This window comes from Brevundimonas sp. (genome assembly GCF_044336875.1).
GTDB lineage: Bacteria > Pseudomonadota > Alphaproteobacteria > Caulobacterales > Caulobacteraceae > Brevundimonas.
In genome coordinates, this window is record NZ_JBIIOP010000005.1 from 36501 (window position 1) to 52340 (window position 15840).

At 69.5% G+C, this 15840-nt stretch carries 16 protein-coding genes; 1 reads left to right on the forward strand and 15 read right to left on the reverse strand.

Annotated elements, in window-relative coordinates; translation table 11 throughout:
- Positions 1-29: 29 nt before the first annotated feature.
- The 11 genes from trpS to ACIQ1T_RS08500 all read right to left on the reverse strand — a co-directional run bounded on the left by trpS (position 30) and on the right by ACIQ1T_RS08500 (position 11816).
- Positions 30-1079, reverse strand: coding sequence for a tryptophan--tRNA ligase (gene trpS, locus ACIQ1T_RS08450; protein WP_395944096.1), 1050 nt, complete (start codon positions 1077-1079; stop codon positions 30-32).
- Between the two features lie 133 nt (positions 1080-1212).
- Entirely contained in the window at positions 1213-2808 is a 1596-nt protein-coding gene (murJ, locus tag ACIQ1T_RS08455; protein ID WP_395944097.1) for a murein biosynthesis integral membrane protein MurJ, read from the reverse strand.
- Between the two features lie 36 nt (positions 2809-2844).
- Positions 2845-5556, reverse strand: coding sequence for a [protein-PII] uridylyltransferase (gene glnD / locus ACIQ1T_RS08460; RefSeq protein ID WP_395944098.1), 2712 nt, complete (start codon positions 5554-5556; stop codon positions 2845-2847).
- A 46-nt stretch (positions 5557-5602) separates the two neighbouring features.
- Positions 5603-7435 (reverse strand): translational GTPase TypA, encoded by a 1833-nt coding sequence (typA, locus tag ACIQ1T_RS08465; RefSeq protein WP_395944099.1) that lies wholly within the window; start codon positions 7433-7435, stop codon positions 5603-5605.
- Positions 7436-7573: 138 nt separating this feature from the next.
- Positions 7574-8059, reverse strand: a complete 486-nt coding sequence (locus ACIQ1T_RS08470; protein ID WP_395944100.1) for a GNAT family N-acetyltransferase — start codon at positions 8057-8059, stop codon at positions 7574-7576.
- A gap of 11 nt (positions 8060-8070) precedes the next feature.
- Positions 8071-8562 (reverse strand): DUF6265 family protein, encoded by a 492-nt coding sequence (locus ACIQ1T_RS08475; RefSeq protein ID WP_395944101.1) that lies wholly within the window; start codon positions 8560-8562, stop codon positions 8071-8073.
- Positions 8563-8594: 32 nt separating this feature from the next.
- A complete protein-coding gene (locus ACIQ1T_RS08480) occupies positions 8595-9410 on the reverse strand; it encodes a DUF6597 domain-containing transcriptional factor (RefSeq protein ID WP_395944102.1) in 816 nt (271 codons plus the stop codon).
- Between the two features lies 1 nt (position 9411).
- Positions 9412-9861 carry a DUF1178 family protein gene (locus ACIQ1T_RS08485; protein ID WP_395944103.1) on the reverse strand — a complete coding sequence of 150 codons (450 nt, stop codon included), beginning with the start codon at positions 9859-9861 and terminating at the stop codon, positions 9412-9414.
- Positions 9858-10697: a carbon-nitrogen hydrolase family protein gene (locus ACIQ1T_RS08490; protein WP_395944104.1), complete on the reverse strand. Its 840-nt coding sequence runs from the start codon at positions 10695-10697 to the stop codon at positions 9858-9860. The genes ACIQ1T_RS08485 and ACIQ1T_RS08490 overlap by 4 nt, the downstream gene beginning before the upstream one ends.
- 4 nt (positions 10698-10701) lie before the next feature.
- Positions 10702-10959: a glutaredoxin 3 gene (grxC, locus tag ACIQ1T_RS08495; protein ID WP_395944105.1), complete on the reverse strand. Its 258-nt coding sequence runs from the start codon at positions 10957-10959 to the stop codon at positions 10702-10704.
- 62 nt (positions 10960-11021) lie between these two features.
- The gene (locus ACIQ1T_RS08500) at positions 11022-11816 is read right to left on the reverse strand and encodes a ComF family protein (RefSeq protein WP_395944106.1); all 795 of its coding nucleotides are present in this window, start codon (positions 11814-11816) and stop codon (positions 11022-11024) included.
- Here ACIQ1T_RS08500 and ACIQ1T_RS08505 point away from each other — a divergent pair.
- Complete coding sequence (locus tag ACIQ1T_RS08505) at positions 11815-12723, forward strand: methyltransferase domain-containing protein (protein ID WP_395944107.1); 909 nt, start codon at positions 11815-11817, stop codon at positions 12721-12723. The two genes, ACIQ1T_RS08500 and ACIQ1T_RS08505, sit on opposite strands and share 2 nt — an antisense overlap.
- A gap of 9 nt (positions 12724-12732) precedes the next feature.
- Here ACIQ1T_RS08505 and ACIQ1T_RS08510 read toward each other — a convergent pair whose 3' ends face one another.
- The 4 genes from ACIQ1T_RS08510 to ACIQ1T_RS08525 are packed head-to-tail and all read right to left on the reverse strand — an operon-like array spanning position 12733 to position 15682.
- Entirely contained in the window at positions 12733-12909 is a 177-nt protein-coding gene (locus tag ACIQ1T_RS08510) for a Flp family type IVb pilin (protein ID WP_395944108.1), read from the reverse strand.
- Positions 12910-12934: 25 nt separating this feature from the next.
- Complete coding sequence (locus tag ACIQ1T_RS08515; RefSeq protein ID WP_395944263.1) at positions 12935-13336, reverse strand: (deoxy)nucleoside triphosphate pyrophosphohydrolase; 402 nt, start codon at positions 13334-13336, stop codon at positions 12935-12937.
- 8 nt (positions 13337-13344) lie between these two features.
- The gene (gene argJ, locus ACIQ1T_RS08520; protein WP_395944109.1) at positions 13345-14724 is read right to left on the reverse strand and encodes a bifunctional glutamate N-acetyltransferase/amino-acid acetyltransferase ArgJ; all 1380 of its coding nucleotides are present in this window, start codon (positions 14722-14724) and stop codon (positions 13345-13347) included.
- A 1-nt stretch (position 14725) separates the two neighbouring features.
- On the reverse strand, positions 14726-15682 hold the full coding sequence (locus ACIQ1T_RS08525; protein WP_395944264.1) for a peptidyl-prolyl cis-trans isomerase: 957 nt from the start codon (positions 15680-15682) through the stop codon (positions 14726-14728).
- Positions 15683-15840: the final 158 nt, after the last annotated feature.

Below are 15840 nucleotides of genomic sequence, written 5' to 3' on the forward strand. Positions count from 1 at the left end.
CGAGGCCGCAGCCGGAAACCGCCGACGCCTTACGCCCGCCAGAAACCGACGATCTTCTTGACCTCGTCCACCACCGGATCGGCGACGGCGGCGGCGCGTTCGGCGCCGTCCTTCAGCACCCGGTCGATTTCGGTCGGGTCGTCCATCAGGCGGCGCATCTCGGCCGTGACCGGGGCCAGGGCCGAGACGGCCAGATCCGCCAAGGCCGGCTTGAAGGCGCCGAAGCCCTGGCCGCCGAACTGGGCGATGACCTGTTCGCGGGTCTGGTCCGACAGGGCGGCGTAGATGGCGATCAGGTTTTTGGCCTCGGGCCGGTCCGCAAGACCGTCCAGGGTTTCCGGCAGGGGCTCGGGATCAGTCTTGGCGCGCTTGATCTTGGACGCGATGGTGTCGGCGTCGTCGGTCAGATTGATGCGGCTGTTGTCGGACGGATCCGACTTGGACATCTTGGCCGCCCCGTCGCGCAGGCTCATGACGCGGGTCGCCGGGCCCTGGATGATGGGCTCGGGCACCGGGAAGAAGCCGGGAACGCCGAAGTCGTTGTTGAACTTGGCGGCGATGTCGCGGGTCAGTTCCAGATGCTGTTTCTGGTCCTCGCCGACCGGCACCTCGGTCGCCTTGTAGAGCAGGATGTCGGCGGCCTGGAGCACCGGATAGGTGTAGAGGCCCACCGAGGCCCGTTCCTTGTGCTTGCCCGACTTCTCCTTGAACTGGGTCATCCGGTCCAGCCAGCCGAGGCGGGCGACGCAGTTGAAGATCCAGGCCAGGTCGGCGTGGGCGCGCACGGCCGACTGCGGGAAGATGATCGACTTCTTCGGATCCAGGCCCGAGGCCAGATAGGCGGCGGCGATCTCGCGCGTCTGGGCCGTCAGCTTCTCGGGATCCTGCCAGACGGTGATGGCGTGCATGTCGGCGACGAAGACGAAGACCGGGGCGCCCTGGTCCTGCAGTTCGACGAACCGCTTCAGCGCGCCGAGGTAGTTGCCCAGGTGCAGGGCGCCGGAGGCCTGGATGCCGGACAGGATGCGGCGCGGGCCGTCATAGGCCGGAGCAGCGGTCGGCGAGGTTTGATCGGTCATGGGGTCGGGTCTCGATAAATCGGTGTCAGGCGTGGCGAAGGGAGCGGCGGTTCAGCCGCGCCATCGCCGGAAGATCGGGCCCGAGAAGGTCATGCGTCGCGCTTATCGCCTCGGTCCCGATCAGTCCATAGTTTCAGTCCAGACCCGAGACCGCCGACCCGCCTGCTTCGCGGCGCAGGGTGGACTTCAGCTCGGACAGGGTGACGGCGCGGAAACCGAACAGACAGGCGCCGTAGATCCCGGCGCCCAGGCCGCAGACGACCAGGACCGCGATCTCCTTGGCCAGCAGGATCCGGCTCAGGAATCCATAGTTGATGCCGGCCAGCAGCAGCAGGCCGGCCATGACGGCGCTGGCGGCCAGGATGCGGATGATGCGCGAGACGAAGGCGGGCGACGGCCGCCAGCTGTTCTCCTTGATCAGAACCCCGCCCAGCAGGGCGACATTGATCCAGGCCGAGGTGCTGGTGGCGATAGCCAGACCCAGGACGCCGTCCCAACCCTGGGCGCTGAACCAGGCGAACAGGCCCGTGCCCAGGACCACGGTGACGACCACGCTGGAGACGGCGAAGATCATCGGCCGGCGGGTGTCCTCGCGGGCGAAGAAGGGCGGGGTCAGAACCTTGGCCAGGACGAAGGCGGGCACGCCCCAGGCGAACTGGCGCAGGACGTCGGCGGTGCGGGCGGCGTCGGCGCTGGTGAAGGCCCCGCGCGTCACCGTGGCGTCGATGATGAAGAAGGGGATGACGAACAGGGCCACGGCGGCGGGCAGGGTGAAGGCCATGGCCAGGTTGATGCCGTCGTCCAGCGTCTTCTGTCCGCCCGCGTGATCGCCGGCGACGAAGGCCTTGGTCAGGCGCGGCACCAGGGCCAGGCCGATGGCCACCCCGACCAGACCGAGCGGCAGCTGGTACAGGCGGTCGGCGTTGTAGAGGACCGAACGGGCGCCGGCGTCGGATCCGGTCAGGAACTGCGACACCAGCGAATTGATCTGCAGGGCGCCCCCGGCCAGGGCGCCGGGCACGGCCAGGCCCAGGGTGCGGCGGACATTGGGGGTGATGCGCGGCAGGCCCAGCTTCAGCCGGACGCCCAGACGACGCACGCCCCACCACAACAGGCCGGCCTGGACCAGACCCGACACGGTCACGGCCGCCGTCACCATCAGCAGCACCGTCTCCTGCGGGATCGGCAGGAACAGGGGCGGCAGCAGGGCGGCCAGGGTGCAGAGGTTCAGGAAGACCGGCACGGCCGCCGACAGGGCGAAACGCCCGCCGGTGTTCAGCACCCCCGACAGCAGGGAGGCGATGGTCATGCAGGCCAGATAGGGCATGGCCAACTGGGTCGCGGTCACGGCGGCGCGCAGCACTTCGGGCTGGCCGCGATAGGCCGACAGCAGCCAGGGCATGATCCACGGCATGACGATCTGCAGCAGGATGCAGAAGCCGGCGACCACGGCGAACATGAAGCTGAGCGCCTCGGAGGCGGTGACGGCCGCCGCCTCCTCGCCGTCGCGGGCCCTGACCCCGCCATAGACGGGCACGAAGGCCTGGGCGAAGGCGCCCTCGGCGAACAGGCGGCGGAACATGTTGGGCAGCATCAGCGCCGTGGTGAAGGCGTCCATCATCGGCCCCTGGCCGAACCGGGCCGACAGGGCCAGGTCGCGCACGAAGCCCAGCAGGCGGCTGCCCAGGGTCAGGGTCGACTGGACCAGGGTGTTGCGGGCGAGGCTCATGCGGACCGGCGGGGAATGTCTGGAAGAGACCGAGGCTTAGCGCGCTTCCGGTTCCCGCGAAACGGGCTTGCGCGCGCGGCGGCCCAGTTCGGAGACGTCGCGGGCGCTGGCGCGGGCCGAGCGGACCTTGCGGCCCTCGGGCGCCGGGGCGCGGCTGTCCAGAACGGCCTCCAGCGCGGTCCGCAGTTCCTCGATCCGCTGTTCCGAAGTGATCTTCCGGCCCTTGCGGTCGACCACATAGAAGCTGTCCACCGCCCGTTCGCCATAGGAGGCGACATGGGCCGAGCGGATCGACAGCCCCTCGTCGTTGAACACCCGCGACAGGGCGGCCAGCAGGCCGGGCCGGTCGGCGCCCGAGACCTCGACCACGGTGGCCGCCTCGCTGGCGTGGTGATCGACCATGACCACGGGGCGGACCTCGAAGGCGGCCTTGCGGGCGTTGCCGGCGGGATCGGGCGCCTTGCCGATGCGGTCGTCGCCGCGCGCAGCCTTTTCCAGCGCCTCGATCAGGGCCTTGAGCCGGCGCGGCTCGGCCTGGCCATAGGGCAGGCCGGCGCCGTCCTGGACGCGGAAGACGTCCAGCACCACGCCCTCTCGCGTCGTCTCCACCCGCGCGTCGGTCACGTCGGCGCCCAGGGCCGCCATGGTCTGGGCCAGGTCGGCGAACAGGCCGGGCCGGTCGGCGGCGGCGATGGAGATCTCGGTGGCCTGGACCGGCAGGCCCTCGACCGGGGAGACGGGCGCGGCCTCGGCGGCGGCGCCCGTCTGACGGGCGCGTTCGACCAGGGCCGGATGGGCCGCCAGCGCGTCCTCGCGCGCCACGTCCTCGCCCCGGAACAGGCCGGCGACCTGATTGTAGAGGGTCCGCATCAACTGGCCCTTCCAGCCGTTCCAGACCCCCGGCCCCACGGCGCGGATGTCGGCCACGGTCAGGACCAGCAGCATCCGCAGCCGCTCAGGGTCGCCTACCAGTTCGGCGAAGGCGCGGATGGTCGCCGGGTCGGACAGGTCGCGCTTCTGCGCGTAGTCGGACAGGGCCAGGTGGCTGCGCACCAGCCAGACCACCAGTTCGATGCGGCGCGGATCGACGCCCAGCCGTTCGCAGGCCCGGCGCGCGGCGATGGCCCCGTCCTCCAGCTGGCCGCGCTCGCCGCCCTTGCCGACGTCGTGCAGCAACATGCCCAGCATCAGGGCTTCCATGTCCGAGATCAGATGGACGATCTCGGTCGCCATCGGATGGTCGGCCTTCAGCTTGCCGCGCGCGATGTCGTTGATGACGCCGATGGCCTGGAGCGTGTGCTCGTCGACCGTATAGGCGTGATACATGTTGAACTGGGTCTGGCCGACGATCCGCCCCCATTCGGGCAGGAACCGGCCCAGCAGGCCCGTCTCGTTCATCAGGGTCAGGGTGCGATAGGGCCGCTGCCCGTGCGCCAGTATGTCAAGGAAGGCCCGCGTCGCCGCCGGATCGCGCCGCAGCTTGGGCGTCACCAGGGACAGGGACCGGGTCACGGCCGAATAGGCGTCGGGGTGCAGGTCCAGGTCGTGGCGGTCGGCGGTGACGAACAGGGTCAGCAGCTTGACCGGGTCGCGTTCGAACACGGCGGCGTCCTCGACCGACAGACGGCCCTGATCGATCCAGAACCCCTCGACCTCCAGCTTGCGACGGTTAGGCCTGAACGGGGTCATCAGCCGCGACAGGCCTTGCGCCGCCTTCTGGTGGCGGGCCTCCAGCTTGGCCGACATGGCGCGGGTCAGGGCGCCGACGTCGCGGGCGTAGAGGAAGTAGCGGCGCATGAACCGCTCCACCGCCGGTTCGTCGCCCCGTCCCTGCCAGCCCATGCGCCGGGCCACCTCGGGCTGCATGTCGAAGGTCAGCTTCTCCTCGGCCCGTCCAGCGATCAGGTGCAGATGGATGCGGACCCGCCACAGGAAGTCGAAGGCCTCGTCAGAGATGCGGCGCTCGCGCGGGGTGAACAGCTCGTCCATCACCGTCGCGCCCAGACGGCTGTCGGGCGCCAGGGACCGGGCGATCCAGTAGAGGGTGTTCAGGTCGCGAAGCCCGCCCTTGCCGTCCTTGACGTTGGGCTCGACCTTGTAGCGGGTGGCGCCGGCCTTCTGGTGGCGGACGGCCCGTTCCTCCAGCTTGGCGGCGATGAAGGGACGGGGGTCGGCCTTGGCCACCATGTCGCGGAACCGGCCGATCATCAGGTCCGACAGGCCCTGGTCCCCGGCCAGATGACGGGCCTCCAGCAGGGTGGTCCGCACCGTCATGTCGGTGCGCGACAGGGTCAGACACTCCTCGACCGAGCGGACGGCCGGCCCGACCTTCACCCCCAGGTCCCACAGGACATAGAGGACGAATTCGATGACCTTCTCGCCGCGCGGCGTGGGCTTGGAGGGACGCAGGAACAGCAGGTCCAGGTCGGAAAAAGGCGCCAGAACGCCCCGGCCGTAGCCGCCCACCGCCACCAGGGACAGGCGTTCGCTCTCGACCGCAGAGACAGGAAACAGGACCTGGGTCGCCACCCGCCACAGGGCGACCAGCAGATCGTCGGCGGCCGTGGCGTAGATGCGGGCGACCTCGCGCCCCTTCATGCCGCCGTCCAGCTTGCGCTCGGCCCGGGCGCGGGCGGCGTCAAAGACCTCGCGCAAAACGACAGAGACCGCCGCGCGCGGATCTCCCGCGCGGGCGGCCTCGTCAAGGCGGTCTTCCAGACTGGGCGAAACGGGGGTCATCAGGGCCATATAGGCGCCAACCCCCTTCGCGTCTGTGAAGGATTGCTGGCTTCCCTTATTCGGGGCGCACGCGCTTCTTGCGGAACGACGGGTTCAGCGTCTGCTTGCGCAGGCGGATGGACTTCGGCGTCACCTCGACCAGCTCGTCGTCGTCGATATAGGCGATGGCCTGTTCCAGCGACATCTGACGCGGCGGGGTCAGGCGAACGGCCTCGTCCTTGCCGGAGGCGCGGACGTTGGTCAGCTGCTTGCCCTTAATCGGGTTGACGTCCAGGTCGTCCCAGCGCGCGTTCTCGCCGATGATCATGCCCTGGTAGGTCTTCTCGCCGGCGCCGACGAACATGACGCCGCGATCTTCCAGGTTCCACAGGGCGAAGGCCGCCGTGTCGCCGTCGGAGTTCGAGATCAGCACGCCCTTCAGACGGCCGGCGATGGCGCCCTTGTAGCCTTCATAGTGGCTGAACACGCGGTTCAGCACGCCCGAACCGCGCGTATCGGTCAGGAACTCGCCCTGATAGCCGATCAGCGAGCGCGAAGGGCATTTCAGGCTGATGCGGGTCTTGCCGGCGCCCGACGGGCCCATGTCGGTCATTTCGGCCTTACGGGCCGACAGCTTCTCGATGACGATGCCCGAGAACTCGTCGTCGACGTCGATCATGACGTCTTCGATCGGCTCCAGCTTCTCGCCGTTCTCGCCTTCCTGGAACACCACGCGCGGACGCGAGATCGAGACCTCGAAGCCTTCGCGGCGCATGTTTTCGATCAGGACGCCCAGTTGCAGTTCGCCACGGCCGGCGACTTCATAGGCGTCGCCGCCTTCGGTCGTGGTGACGCGGATGGCGACGTTGGCTTCGGCTTCCTTCAGCAGGCGGTCGCGAATGACGCGCGACTGGACCTTGTCGCCTTCGCGACCGGCCAGGGGGCTGTCGTTGACCGAGACGGTCATGGAGATGGTGGGCGGGTCGATCGGCTGGGCGGGCAGGGGCTCGGTCACCTCGATGGCGCACAGGGTGTCGGCCACGGTGGCCTTGGACATGCCGGCGATGGCGACGATGTCGCCCGCTTCCGAACCCTCGTCCAGGGCCTGGCGCTTCAGGCCGCGGAAGGCCAGGACCTTGGTGATGCGGCCGCGCTCGATTTCCTTGCCTTCACGGTCAAGGGCGTGGATCGCCATGCCGGGGACGGCCTTGCCGCTCTCGATACGGCCGGTCAGGATGCGGCCCAGGAAGGGGTCGGACTCGATCAGCACGTCCAGCATGCGGAACGGCTTGTCCTTGTTGGCCTGGACGGCGGGCGGCGGAACATGGTCGACGATCAGGTCGAACAGGGGGGCCAGGTTGTCGTTGGGCTGGTTCAGATCCAGCGTCGCCCAGCCGTTGCGGCCCGAAGCGTAGATGTGCGGGAAGTCCAGCTGCTCGTCCGTGGCGCCGATGGCGGCGAACAGGTCGAAGGTCTCGTTATGGACGCGGTCCGGATCGGCGTGGGCGCGGTCGACCTTGTTGATGCACAGGATCGGACGCAGGCCCATCTTCAGGGCCTTGGTCAGCACGAACTTGGTCTGGGGCATGACGCCCTCTTCGGCGTCGACCAGGATGACGCAGCCGTCAACCATGCCCAGGATGCGTTCGACTTCGCCGCCGAAGTCGGCGTGACCGGGGGTGTCGATGATGTTGATGCGGGTTTCGCCGGCCTTGCCGTTCCAGAGCACCGAGGTGCACTTGGCCAGGATGGTGATGCCGCGTTCCTTTTCCTGGTCGTTCGAGTCCATGGCGCGCTCGGTCGTCGCCTCGTTGGCTCGGAACACGCCGGATTGGGCGAGCAGTTGGTCCACCAGGGTCGTCTTGCCGTGGTCGACGTGGGCGATGATGGCGACGTTGCGCAGGTTCATTTGATAATCGCGAAAAGGCGCGGCCGGGATGCAGGCGGCCGCTGGTCATGAAAAGGCATGCAGGGAGCGCGCGCCTCATACAGCCCTATGGACGGAAAGACCAGAGCGGGCGTCAAGACAGCCGAACGGAAGCCCCGATCACACGTCCTGCAGGTCGCGCACCATATACCGGGCGTCGGCCCCGTAGCTGGCCAGTTTGGCGGCCATCCCCTCGGACGGCTGTTCCACGAAACCGTGGCGGGACCAGAAGCCGACCGCGTCATTGACCGCGACCAGGGCCACGGCGGGCCAGCCGTCCTCGGCCGCCTGCCCGGCCAGCCGTTCGACGACGGCGCGAGTCACCCCGCCCCCTCGCGCCCCGGGATGCAGGGCCAGGTCGTGCAGATAGATCAGGGCCGGATCGGCGGGCAGGCCCTCGATCACCGTGTTCAGCGGCGGGGCGGATTCCGCCCGCCACGGATAGGCGATCAGATAGCCCTTGGCCGGCTCGCCCTCGGCCGCCAGGACGAAACAGCCGCGCGGATACAGGGCCAGCCGGTTCTCGAAACAGGGCCGGCCCTCGAAATGGTCGGGAAAGGACAGGCGGGCGATTTCGACCACGGCGTCGATGTCGCCGGGCCGCATGGGCCGCCAGTCTAGCCCCCTTGCTGAGCCGGGCAGCGCGCGTTCAGCTCCGCCTTGTGGAATCGCCACTGGATCGTCCTCTCCTGACCGTCCAGCACGCCTTCGATACGGGCGCTCAGGACATCGCCGTCGCGTTCATAGATCACCCGCTTGGGAAAGTCGTCGTCCGCCGCCTGCTCGAAAACGACGCGGGTCGAGCCGGACTCGATGACGGGAAAGGTCGTCGGGGCCTGATTTTCGGGCAGGGCGAAATAGGCCAGCGGCGCGGCAGGCGTCGGATCGACCGGCGCCACGCGCGACAGCTCCCAACCCGCCCGACCGCCCCGCACGGTCAGGGACATGCCCAGCATCAGATCGTGGCGCGGCTCGGTCCAGGTCTCCTGCACCTCGCGCCCGCCTTCGCAGGACAGCCAGGCCCCGGACATCCATCCCAGGTCGGGACGCAGATCTTGTCCAGCACTTGGCGCCTGCAGCGCGGCGGTCATCATCAGCACGGTCAGCATGGTCGGATCTCCCTCTCGTTCCGACAGCGACGCTAGACGGGATGCGGGCCGGACGGCTTGTAGGTTTGCGACGCGATGGCGCGGGCCAGTTCGTGCTGTTCCCGCGCCCATTCAGTGGCGGTGCAGCCCAGGAAACGGCGGAAATCGCGGGCCATCTGCGGCTGGTCGAAATAGCCGGCCTCCAGACCGGCTCCCAGCCAGGTCTCGGCCGCATCTGGATCGGCGGCGTGATCGAACACCCGACGAAAACGAAAGATGGAGCGCAGCATCCGAGGCGAAACCCCCACCCGGTCGGCGAACCGCCGCTGCAGGGCGCGCTGTTCGGTCGGAGTGCGAGCGGGCGTCGGCCGCTCCTCCGCCGCCGCCTCGACCTCGGCGCGGATCGACGGATCGATGGTCCAGCCGCCGCTGCGGTCCGTCAGCCAGGCGACGAAGGCGGCGACCTGCCCCTCCGGATCGCCGCCCGGGGCGGAGAAGCCCCTCAGACGGTCAACCATGTCCAGCCGCCGGTCGGTCGCTTCCGACAGGGGCAGGCCCAGAAAGTCTCGCGCCCCGTCAGGCTCGAACCGGACGGCGACCAGTTCGGTCGGGCCGGTCGGCCTCATGACCAGGGGTCGGGTCATCTGGCCCGCGAACAGGGCGGAGGGCTGCAGGCGGAAGAGGCCGTCCTCGCCCTGTTCGGCATAGGGGGCGCCGATGTCGAAGATCAGTTCGGGACAGCCGTCCGGGGCGATGCGCTGGATGGTCGGGCTGGGATCGGGGGCGGCGTAGGTCCAGATGACGCGAACGAAGGGGCGAAGCGCGGCCGGCGGCGCGAACTCCTGATACCGCTCCTCCCCCGAGGTCATGTCAGTTGACCTTGGACGGGTCCGGCGGCGCGTCCGGCAGGGCCGAGACGGGCACCCCGTCCGCCTTCAGCTTCTTCACCTCGGCGGGCGTGGCCTCGCCGTAGATTTCGCGCTTTTCCGACTTGCCCTCGTGGATGTCGCGGGCCTCGCGGGCGAAACTGTCGCCGACATAGTCGAAATTCGCCTCGACATGGGCGCGGACCTCACGGGCCGCCTCCATCATCATGGTCTGCATCTTTTTCAAAGTGTCGGGGGCAGCCATGTCCGGCGCGGTCGCCGACTTCTTCGTGCCGCCGACCGCCGGGGCCATGATCGCCTTCTCGACCGAATGCGAGCCGCAGAAGGGGCATTCGACCAGGCCGCGCGCCGCCTGATCATCATAGTCGGACGACGAGCCGAACCAGGCCTCGAACCCGTGGTCGTGGTCGCATTTCAGGGCGTAGCGGATCATGGGACGGGCAGGAAATCGCGGTCGTGGGTCAGGGCGGGCACGGCCGTGCGGGCGCGCGCCACCGCCTCCATGTCCAGCTTGGCGGTCACGACGCAAGCCTCGCCGTGATCCGCCTTTGCGATCACCTCGCCCCAGGGGCCGACGACGGTGGACCGGCCCCAGGTGCGGCGGCCGTCCTCGTGCAGCCCGCCTTGCGCCGGGGCCAGGACGAAGGCGCCGGTCTCGATAGCGCGGGCGCGCAAAAGGGTCTCCCAGTGGGCCTCGCCGGTCGGGGCGGTGAAGGCGGCGGGCACGGCGATCATCGCCGCCCCCGCCTTGGCCAGCTGGCGATGCAGATGGGGGAAGCGGATGTCATAGCAGATGGTCAGGCCCAGTCGCCCCCACGGCGTGTCGGCGATCCGGGCGCCGTCGCCGGGCCGCACCGTGGCGCTTTCCCGGTAGCGTTCGCCGTTCGGCAGATCGACGTCGAAAACGTGCAGCTTGTCGTAGCGGGCCGTGATCGCCCCGGCCGGATCGACCAGCAGCGACCGGTTCGCCGCCCGCCCGTCCCCGGCATGGCCCGAGCGGACGATGGCCGAGCCGATCAGCAGCCAGATCCCCAGCTCCGCCGCCAGACGGCGCAGGCCCAGGACGGCGACGTCGGCCTCCTCGTCCGTGATCGCGGCGTCGCGACGATCGCGGCGCTGTTCCAGGACATTGGTCCCTTCGGGCGTCAGGACGAATTTCGCGCCGCCCGCCGCCGCCTCACGGATCAGCGGCTCGACATGGGCCAGGGCCGCCTCCGCCGTCGCCGGCGTGCGGGTCTGGATCAGGGCGATGTCCAGCGCGCCGCTCACGGGATCAGGCGGCCAGCAGCGGGTCGAGCTTGCCCTCGCGGTCCAGGGCGTGAATGTCGTCCGAGCCGCCGACGTGGCTTCCGTCGATGAAGATCTGCGGGAAGGTCATGCGGCCGCCGGACTTCTCGACCATCTCGGCCTTCTTCTCGGGATCGTTCGAGGCGACGATCTCGGTGTAGTCGACGCCCTTCTTCTTCAGCAGCGCCATGGCGCTGTAGCAGTAGGGGCAGCCAGGCTTGGTGTAGATGACGACGTCGGCCAAATCAGGTCTCCAGAACAGTGGGTCCCTCGAGCAGCGAGCCGCCGTTCGGGGAGGGTTAGGGACTACATAGTCAGTTCACGCGCATTGCGCACCCGTGCGACGACCGCCAGGTCCACGGCCCGCGCTCCGGCGTCAATCAAGGCGCGGGCGCAGGCCTCGCCGGTCGCGCCCGTGGTCAACACATCGTCGATCAGAAGGATGCGCCGTCCCCGGATCCGCCGCCGCCCCGCCTCGGTCACGGCAAAGGCCGCCTTCACGTTCAGGCGCCGTCCTCGTCGGCTCTTGCCGCCCTGGCTCGTCGTATGGGCTGTGCGGACCAGGGCGTCGGGCAGATAGTCGCGTCCGGCGGCGCGGGCCAGCGGGCGGGCGATCTCGGCCGCCTGGTTGAAACGCCGCGACAACAGGCGGAACGGGTGCAGAGGCACGGGGACGACGGCGTCGGCGCTCTCGACCAGCTCGGCGGCGGCGCGACCGATCCAGCGGGCGAACAGGGGGGCGAACTGCTGCTGGTCGCCGTGCTTGAAGCGCAGGATCAGCCCTCGCGACGCCTCGTCGTAGACACAGGCCGCCCGCGCCCGGCCGAAGGCGTAGGGCTGGGCGACGCAGGCGGCGCAGCGGGTCTCGGCGAAGACGCCCCCGTCGAATTCGAAGGCGGCGCCGCAGCCCTCGCAGACCGGCGCCTCGAGAAACCGGATCCGGCTCCAGGCGTCGGGGGTCAGGCCGGCGGCGGCGGTCGCCTCGCGGCTGTCATGGGCCAGCGGCGGCAGGACAAGGTCCGCCAGACCCCGACCCGCGTCGCGCAAGTGACGGCCCGCCCCTTCCCAGGCGCGTCGCCAGACCCCATCCTGCACATCCATGACCGCCTCCCCCGAAGCTTCTCCCGCCAACGCCCCGCCCCGCATATTCGACGCCCGGCGCCGCGAGGCTCGTCTGGCGCGCGCCGAGAACAGGCTGAGCGAGGCCGACTTCCTGCACGTCCGGGCGGCCGAGAACGCAGCGGGCAGCCTGGAGGCCATCCTGCGCGAGTTCGCTGTCGCGGTCGACCTCTCGGCCCATCCCGGCCCCTTCGCCCGGGCCCTGGCGGCCAGCGACGCCTCGGGCCGGGTGGGCGAGGTCGTCACCCCGACCTCGCGCGCCGAACGCGCCGCGCCAGGCGCCGCAGCCCTGCCGCTGGGTGAAGGCTCGACCGATCTGATCGTCTCCCTTCTGAGCCTGCACTGGGCCAATGACCTGCCCGGCGCCCTGGCCCAGATCCGCCGCGCCCTGAAGCCCGACGGTCTGTTCATCGGCACCCTGTTCGGGGCCGGGACCCTGAAGGAGCTGCGCGCGGTCCTGACCGAGGCTGAACTGGCCGAGCGAGGCGGCGCCCAGGCGCGGGTCTCCCCCTTCGCCGACGGTTATGACGGCGCGGCCCTGCTGCAGCGCGCCGGCTTCGCCCTGCCGGTGTCCGACGTGGACCGGTTCACCGTCCGCTACCCAGACCTGTTCGCCCTGGTCCGCGACCTGCGCGCCATGGGCGAGACCAATGTCCTCTACGGGCCGATCCGACCGCTGAGCCGGGCCGTGATCGCGCGCGCCGCCCGCCTCTACGCCGAACGCCACGGCGACGCCGACGGCCGCATCCCGGCGACCTTCGAGATCATCCACCTGGCGGGCTGGAAGCCGCACGAGAGCCAGCAGAAGCCGCTGGCGCGCGGCTCGGCCAAGGTCCGGCTCGCGGACGCCCTGGGCGTGAAGGAAATGACCGGCGAAGAAAGCGACTGAAGCGGCGGCTTAGCCGGCGAGGGCGTCGGCGATCTTGCGCATGACGGCGTAGAGTCCGCCGTTCGCGCTTCCCAAGGCGCTCAGCCCGCTGAGAATGACGATGCAGATCAAGGCGCAGATCAGGCCGTATTCAATGGCCGTCGCGCCGTCGTCTTCGTTCAGGAACCGGCCGAGAAAAGGTCGCATGGCCGGCCTCCCTGGTCGGCGGTGGTCAGAGCAGGTCGCGCAACCAGGCGACCAGGGGTTCGTCGGCCGGCGGCATGGGATAGTCCGTCAACCTGTCCGGCTTCACCCAGGCCAGGCCGTCGTGCTCACGCGCAGTGACCACGCCGTCCCATCGCCGGCACAGATACAGTGGCATCAACAGGTGAAAGGAATCGTAAGCGTGGCTGGCGAAGACAAAGGGCGCCAGGCAGCTCTCGCTGACCTCGATGCCCAGTTCCTCGCGCAGTTCGCGGATCAGGGCCTGTTCCGGCCGTTCGCCAGGCTCGACCTTGCCGCCGGGAAACTCCCACAGACCGGCCAGCTTCTTGCCCTCGGGCCGTTTGGCGATCAGCACCCGCCCGTCCACGTCGATCAGGGCGACGGCGACGACGAGGACGGTCGGAAGCAGAGTATCGGTCACGAGCGATAATCGCCGTTGATCTCGATATAGCCCTTGGTCAGGTCGCAGGTCCAAACCGTGGCCGAAGCACGGCCGGAGCCCACGTCGACGGTGATGTCGATCTCGGGATTCTTCATATAGGCCGTCATCTTGGCTTCATCGTAGGTCGGGGAGGGGGCGCCGTCGACGGCCGCCTGGTGCGGGCCGAATTTGATGGCCAGCCGATCGCGATCGACCGGCTCCTCGGTCTTGCCCACGGCCATGACGACGCGACCCCAGTTGGCGTCCTGGCCGGCGATGGCGGTCTTGACCAGGGGGCTGTCGGCGATGGACTTGGCCAGTTTGCGGGCCGAGGCGGGGCTGGCGGCGCCGTCCACCGTCACCTTGACGAATTTGGTCGCCCCCTCGCCGTCGCGGACCAGCTGGTGCGCCAGATCCAGCATCACCTTGTCGAGGGCGGCCGAGAAGCTCTTCAGGCGGCGGTCGCCGACCCGGCCGATGCGCGGCGCGCCCGAGGCGCCGGTGGCGAACAGCAGGGCCGTGTCGTTGGTCGAGGTGTCGCCGTCCACCGTCACCGAGTTGAAGGTGGTGCGGACATGCAGCCCCAGCAGGGCCTGCAGCACATTGGGATGGATGTCGGCGTCGGTGACGATGAAGGCCAGCATGGTCGCCATGTCCGGCGCGATCATGCCCGATCCCTTGGCGACGCCGGCGATCCGGACCTTGTAGCCCTCGATCTCGGCCTCGGCGTAACTCCCCTTGGGGAAGGTGTCCGTGGTCATGATGCCGCGCCCGGCCCTGGCCCAGGCGTCGGACTCCAGCCCGTTCTCGATCTCGGGCAGTTTGGCGACGATCTTCTTTTCGTCCAGCACCACCCCGATCACCCCGGTCGAGGCCAGCATGACGTCGCGCTGGCGGCAGCCGAACCGTTTGGCGACCTCGGAGGCGGTGCGGCGGGCGGCGTCGGCGCCGGCCTTGCCGGTGAAGGCGTTGGCGCAGCCGGCGTTGACCACCAGGGCCCGCACGTCCTTGCCGCCATCGGCGCCGCCCAAGTGCTTCTTGCACCAGTCGACGGGGGCCGAGCCGATCTTGTGGCGGGTGAAGACCCCGGCGCAGCTAGTGCCGCGCGCGAAGCGGAACACCACCAGGTCGTCGCGCTCATGCTTGTAGAATCCGGCGCGGGCGGTTGCGATCTCGACCCCGCCGATGGGGGGAATGGTCGGGAAGGGCACGGCCAGGGGCGAAATGGCCAGGCCCGGCTTGCCCGCAGCGGCAGGCGCAGGGATCGTCGGCTCGTTCGGTCGGGTGGCGCGCTTCAGGGCGGTGGCGAAGGGATCCAGCGCCTTCTCGAACGCCTGTTCGATCTTCTGGCCGGTCGTGGAGGGGGTCTTGGTCATGTCAGGCGGCCGGTGCGGACGAAGATGTCGCGGGAGAAGGAATCGCGGGAGCGGCGTTCGGTTGAGCAGGCGGGGCCGAGGCGGGTTCCTCGTTCCGCCCGGCGCCCTCGCCCGACAGAAGCACATCGACCTTGGCCTTGCCGCGCAATTGTTCGAGCAGTTGCCGCACGCCCTCATAGGTCAGATAGCGGACGATCTGCGGCCGAGCCTGTTCCAGGGTCGGCGGATTCTCCTTGCGCCGGTCCTCGACCCGCAGCACGGCCCAGCCGCCCTCGGTCTGGAACGGCCCCACGGTCGACCCAGCAGGCTTGTCGCGCAGCGCGCCTGCATAGGCCTGGGGCATGACGTCCAGGGTCGAATAGCCCAGGTCGCCGCCGGAGAACCGCGTCGCCTCGTCCACCGACCTCTCCATGGCCACGGCCTCGAAACTGGCGCCCTGCCCCAATATTCCGATGACGGCGTCGGCTTCGGGCCGGGTGCGCGACAGGATCAGGCGGACGCGGATTTCCTCCGAGGTCTTCGCCAGCCGCAGCTGCTCGTTATACAGGGTCTGGACCGCCTGGTCCGAAATGGCGCCGTTGACGACGCTCTCGACCAGCATGTCGCCCAGGATGCGTTCACGCGTCGCCTCCAGCCGCCGCTGGGCCAGGGGCGAGGCGTCCAGCCGACGACGCTCGGCCTCCTTGGCCAGCAGCTTCTGGTCGATCACCTCGTCCAGCACCCGGCGGAACAGGTCGGAGGTCACGTCCAGCGGCTCGCCCTCGCCGACCAGGCCCTGGGCCACCGCCTCGCGTTTCACGTCCGAGGCCCAGATCGTCTCGTCCTGAACCTTGGCCACCGCGCGATCACCCGGCTCCGGCGCGCGGTCGTCGGCGCCGCCGCGCGAACAGGCGGAAACCGCCACAGTCACGGCCAGAAGGCCGATGACGAGGATGCCGAAAGGTCGCCGGAATGGGATCAAGGGGGCGCTCCGTCGAAGGCGGCCGAAAGCCCCTCGCGTTGACAGGGGTTAGGGCGGTGCTTAAGTCCCGCCTGCGCCCAAGTCGAGGGGTTTTGATCGTCTGCGCGGCCCTTCGCGCGCGCCAGTTCCGGCGCACCGGGGCCGTCGTCGGTCCG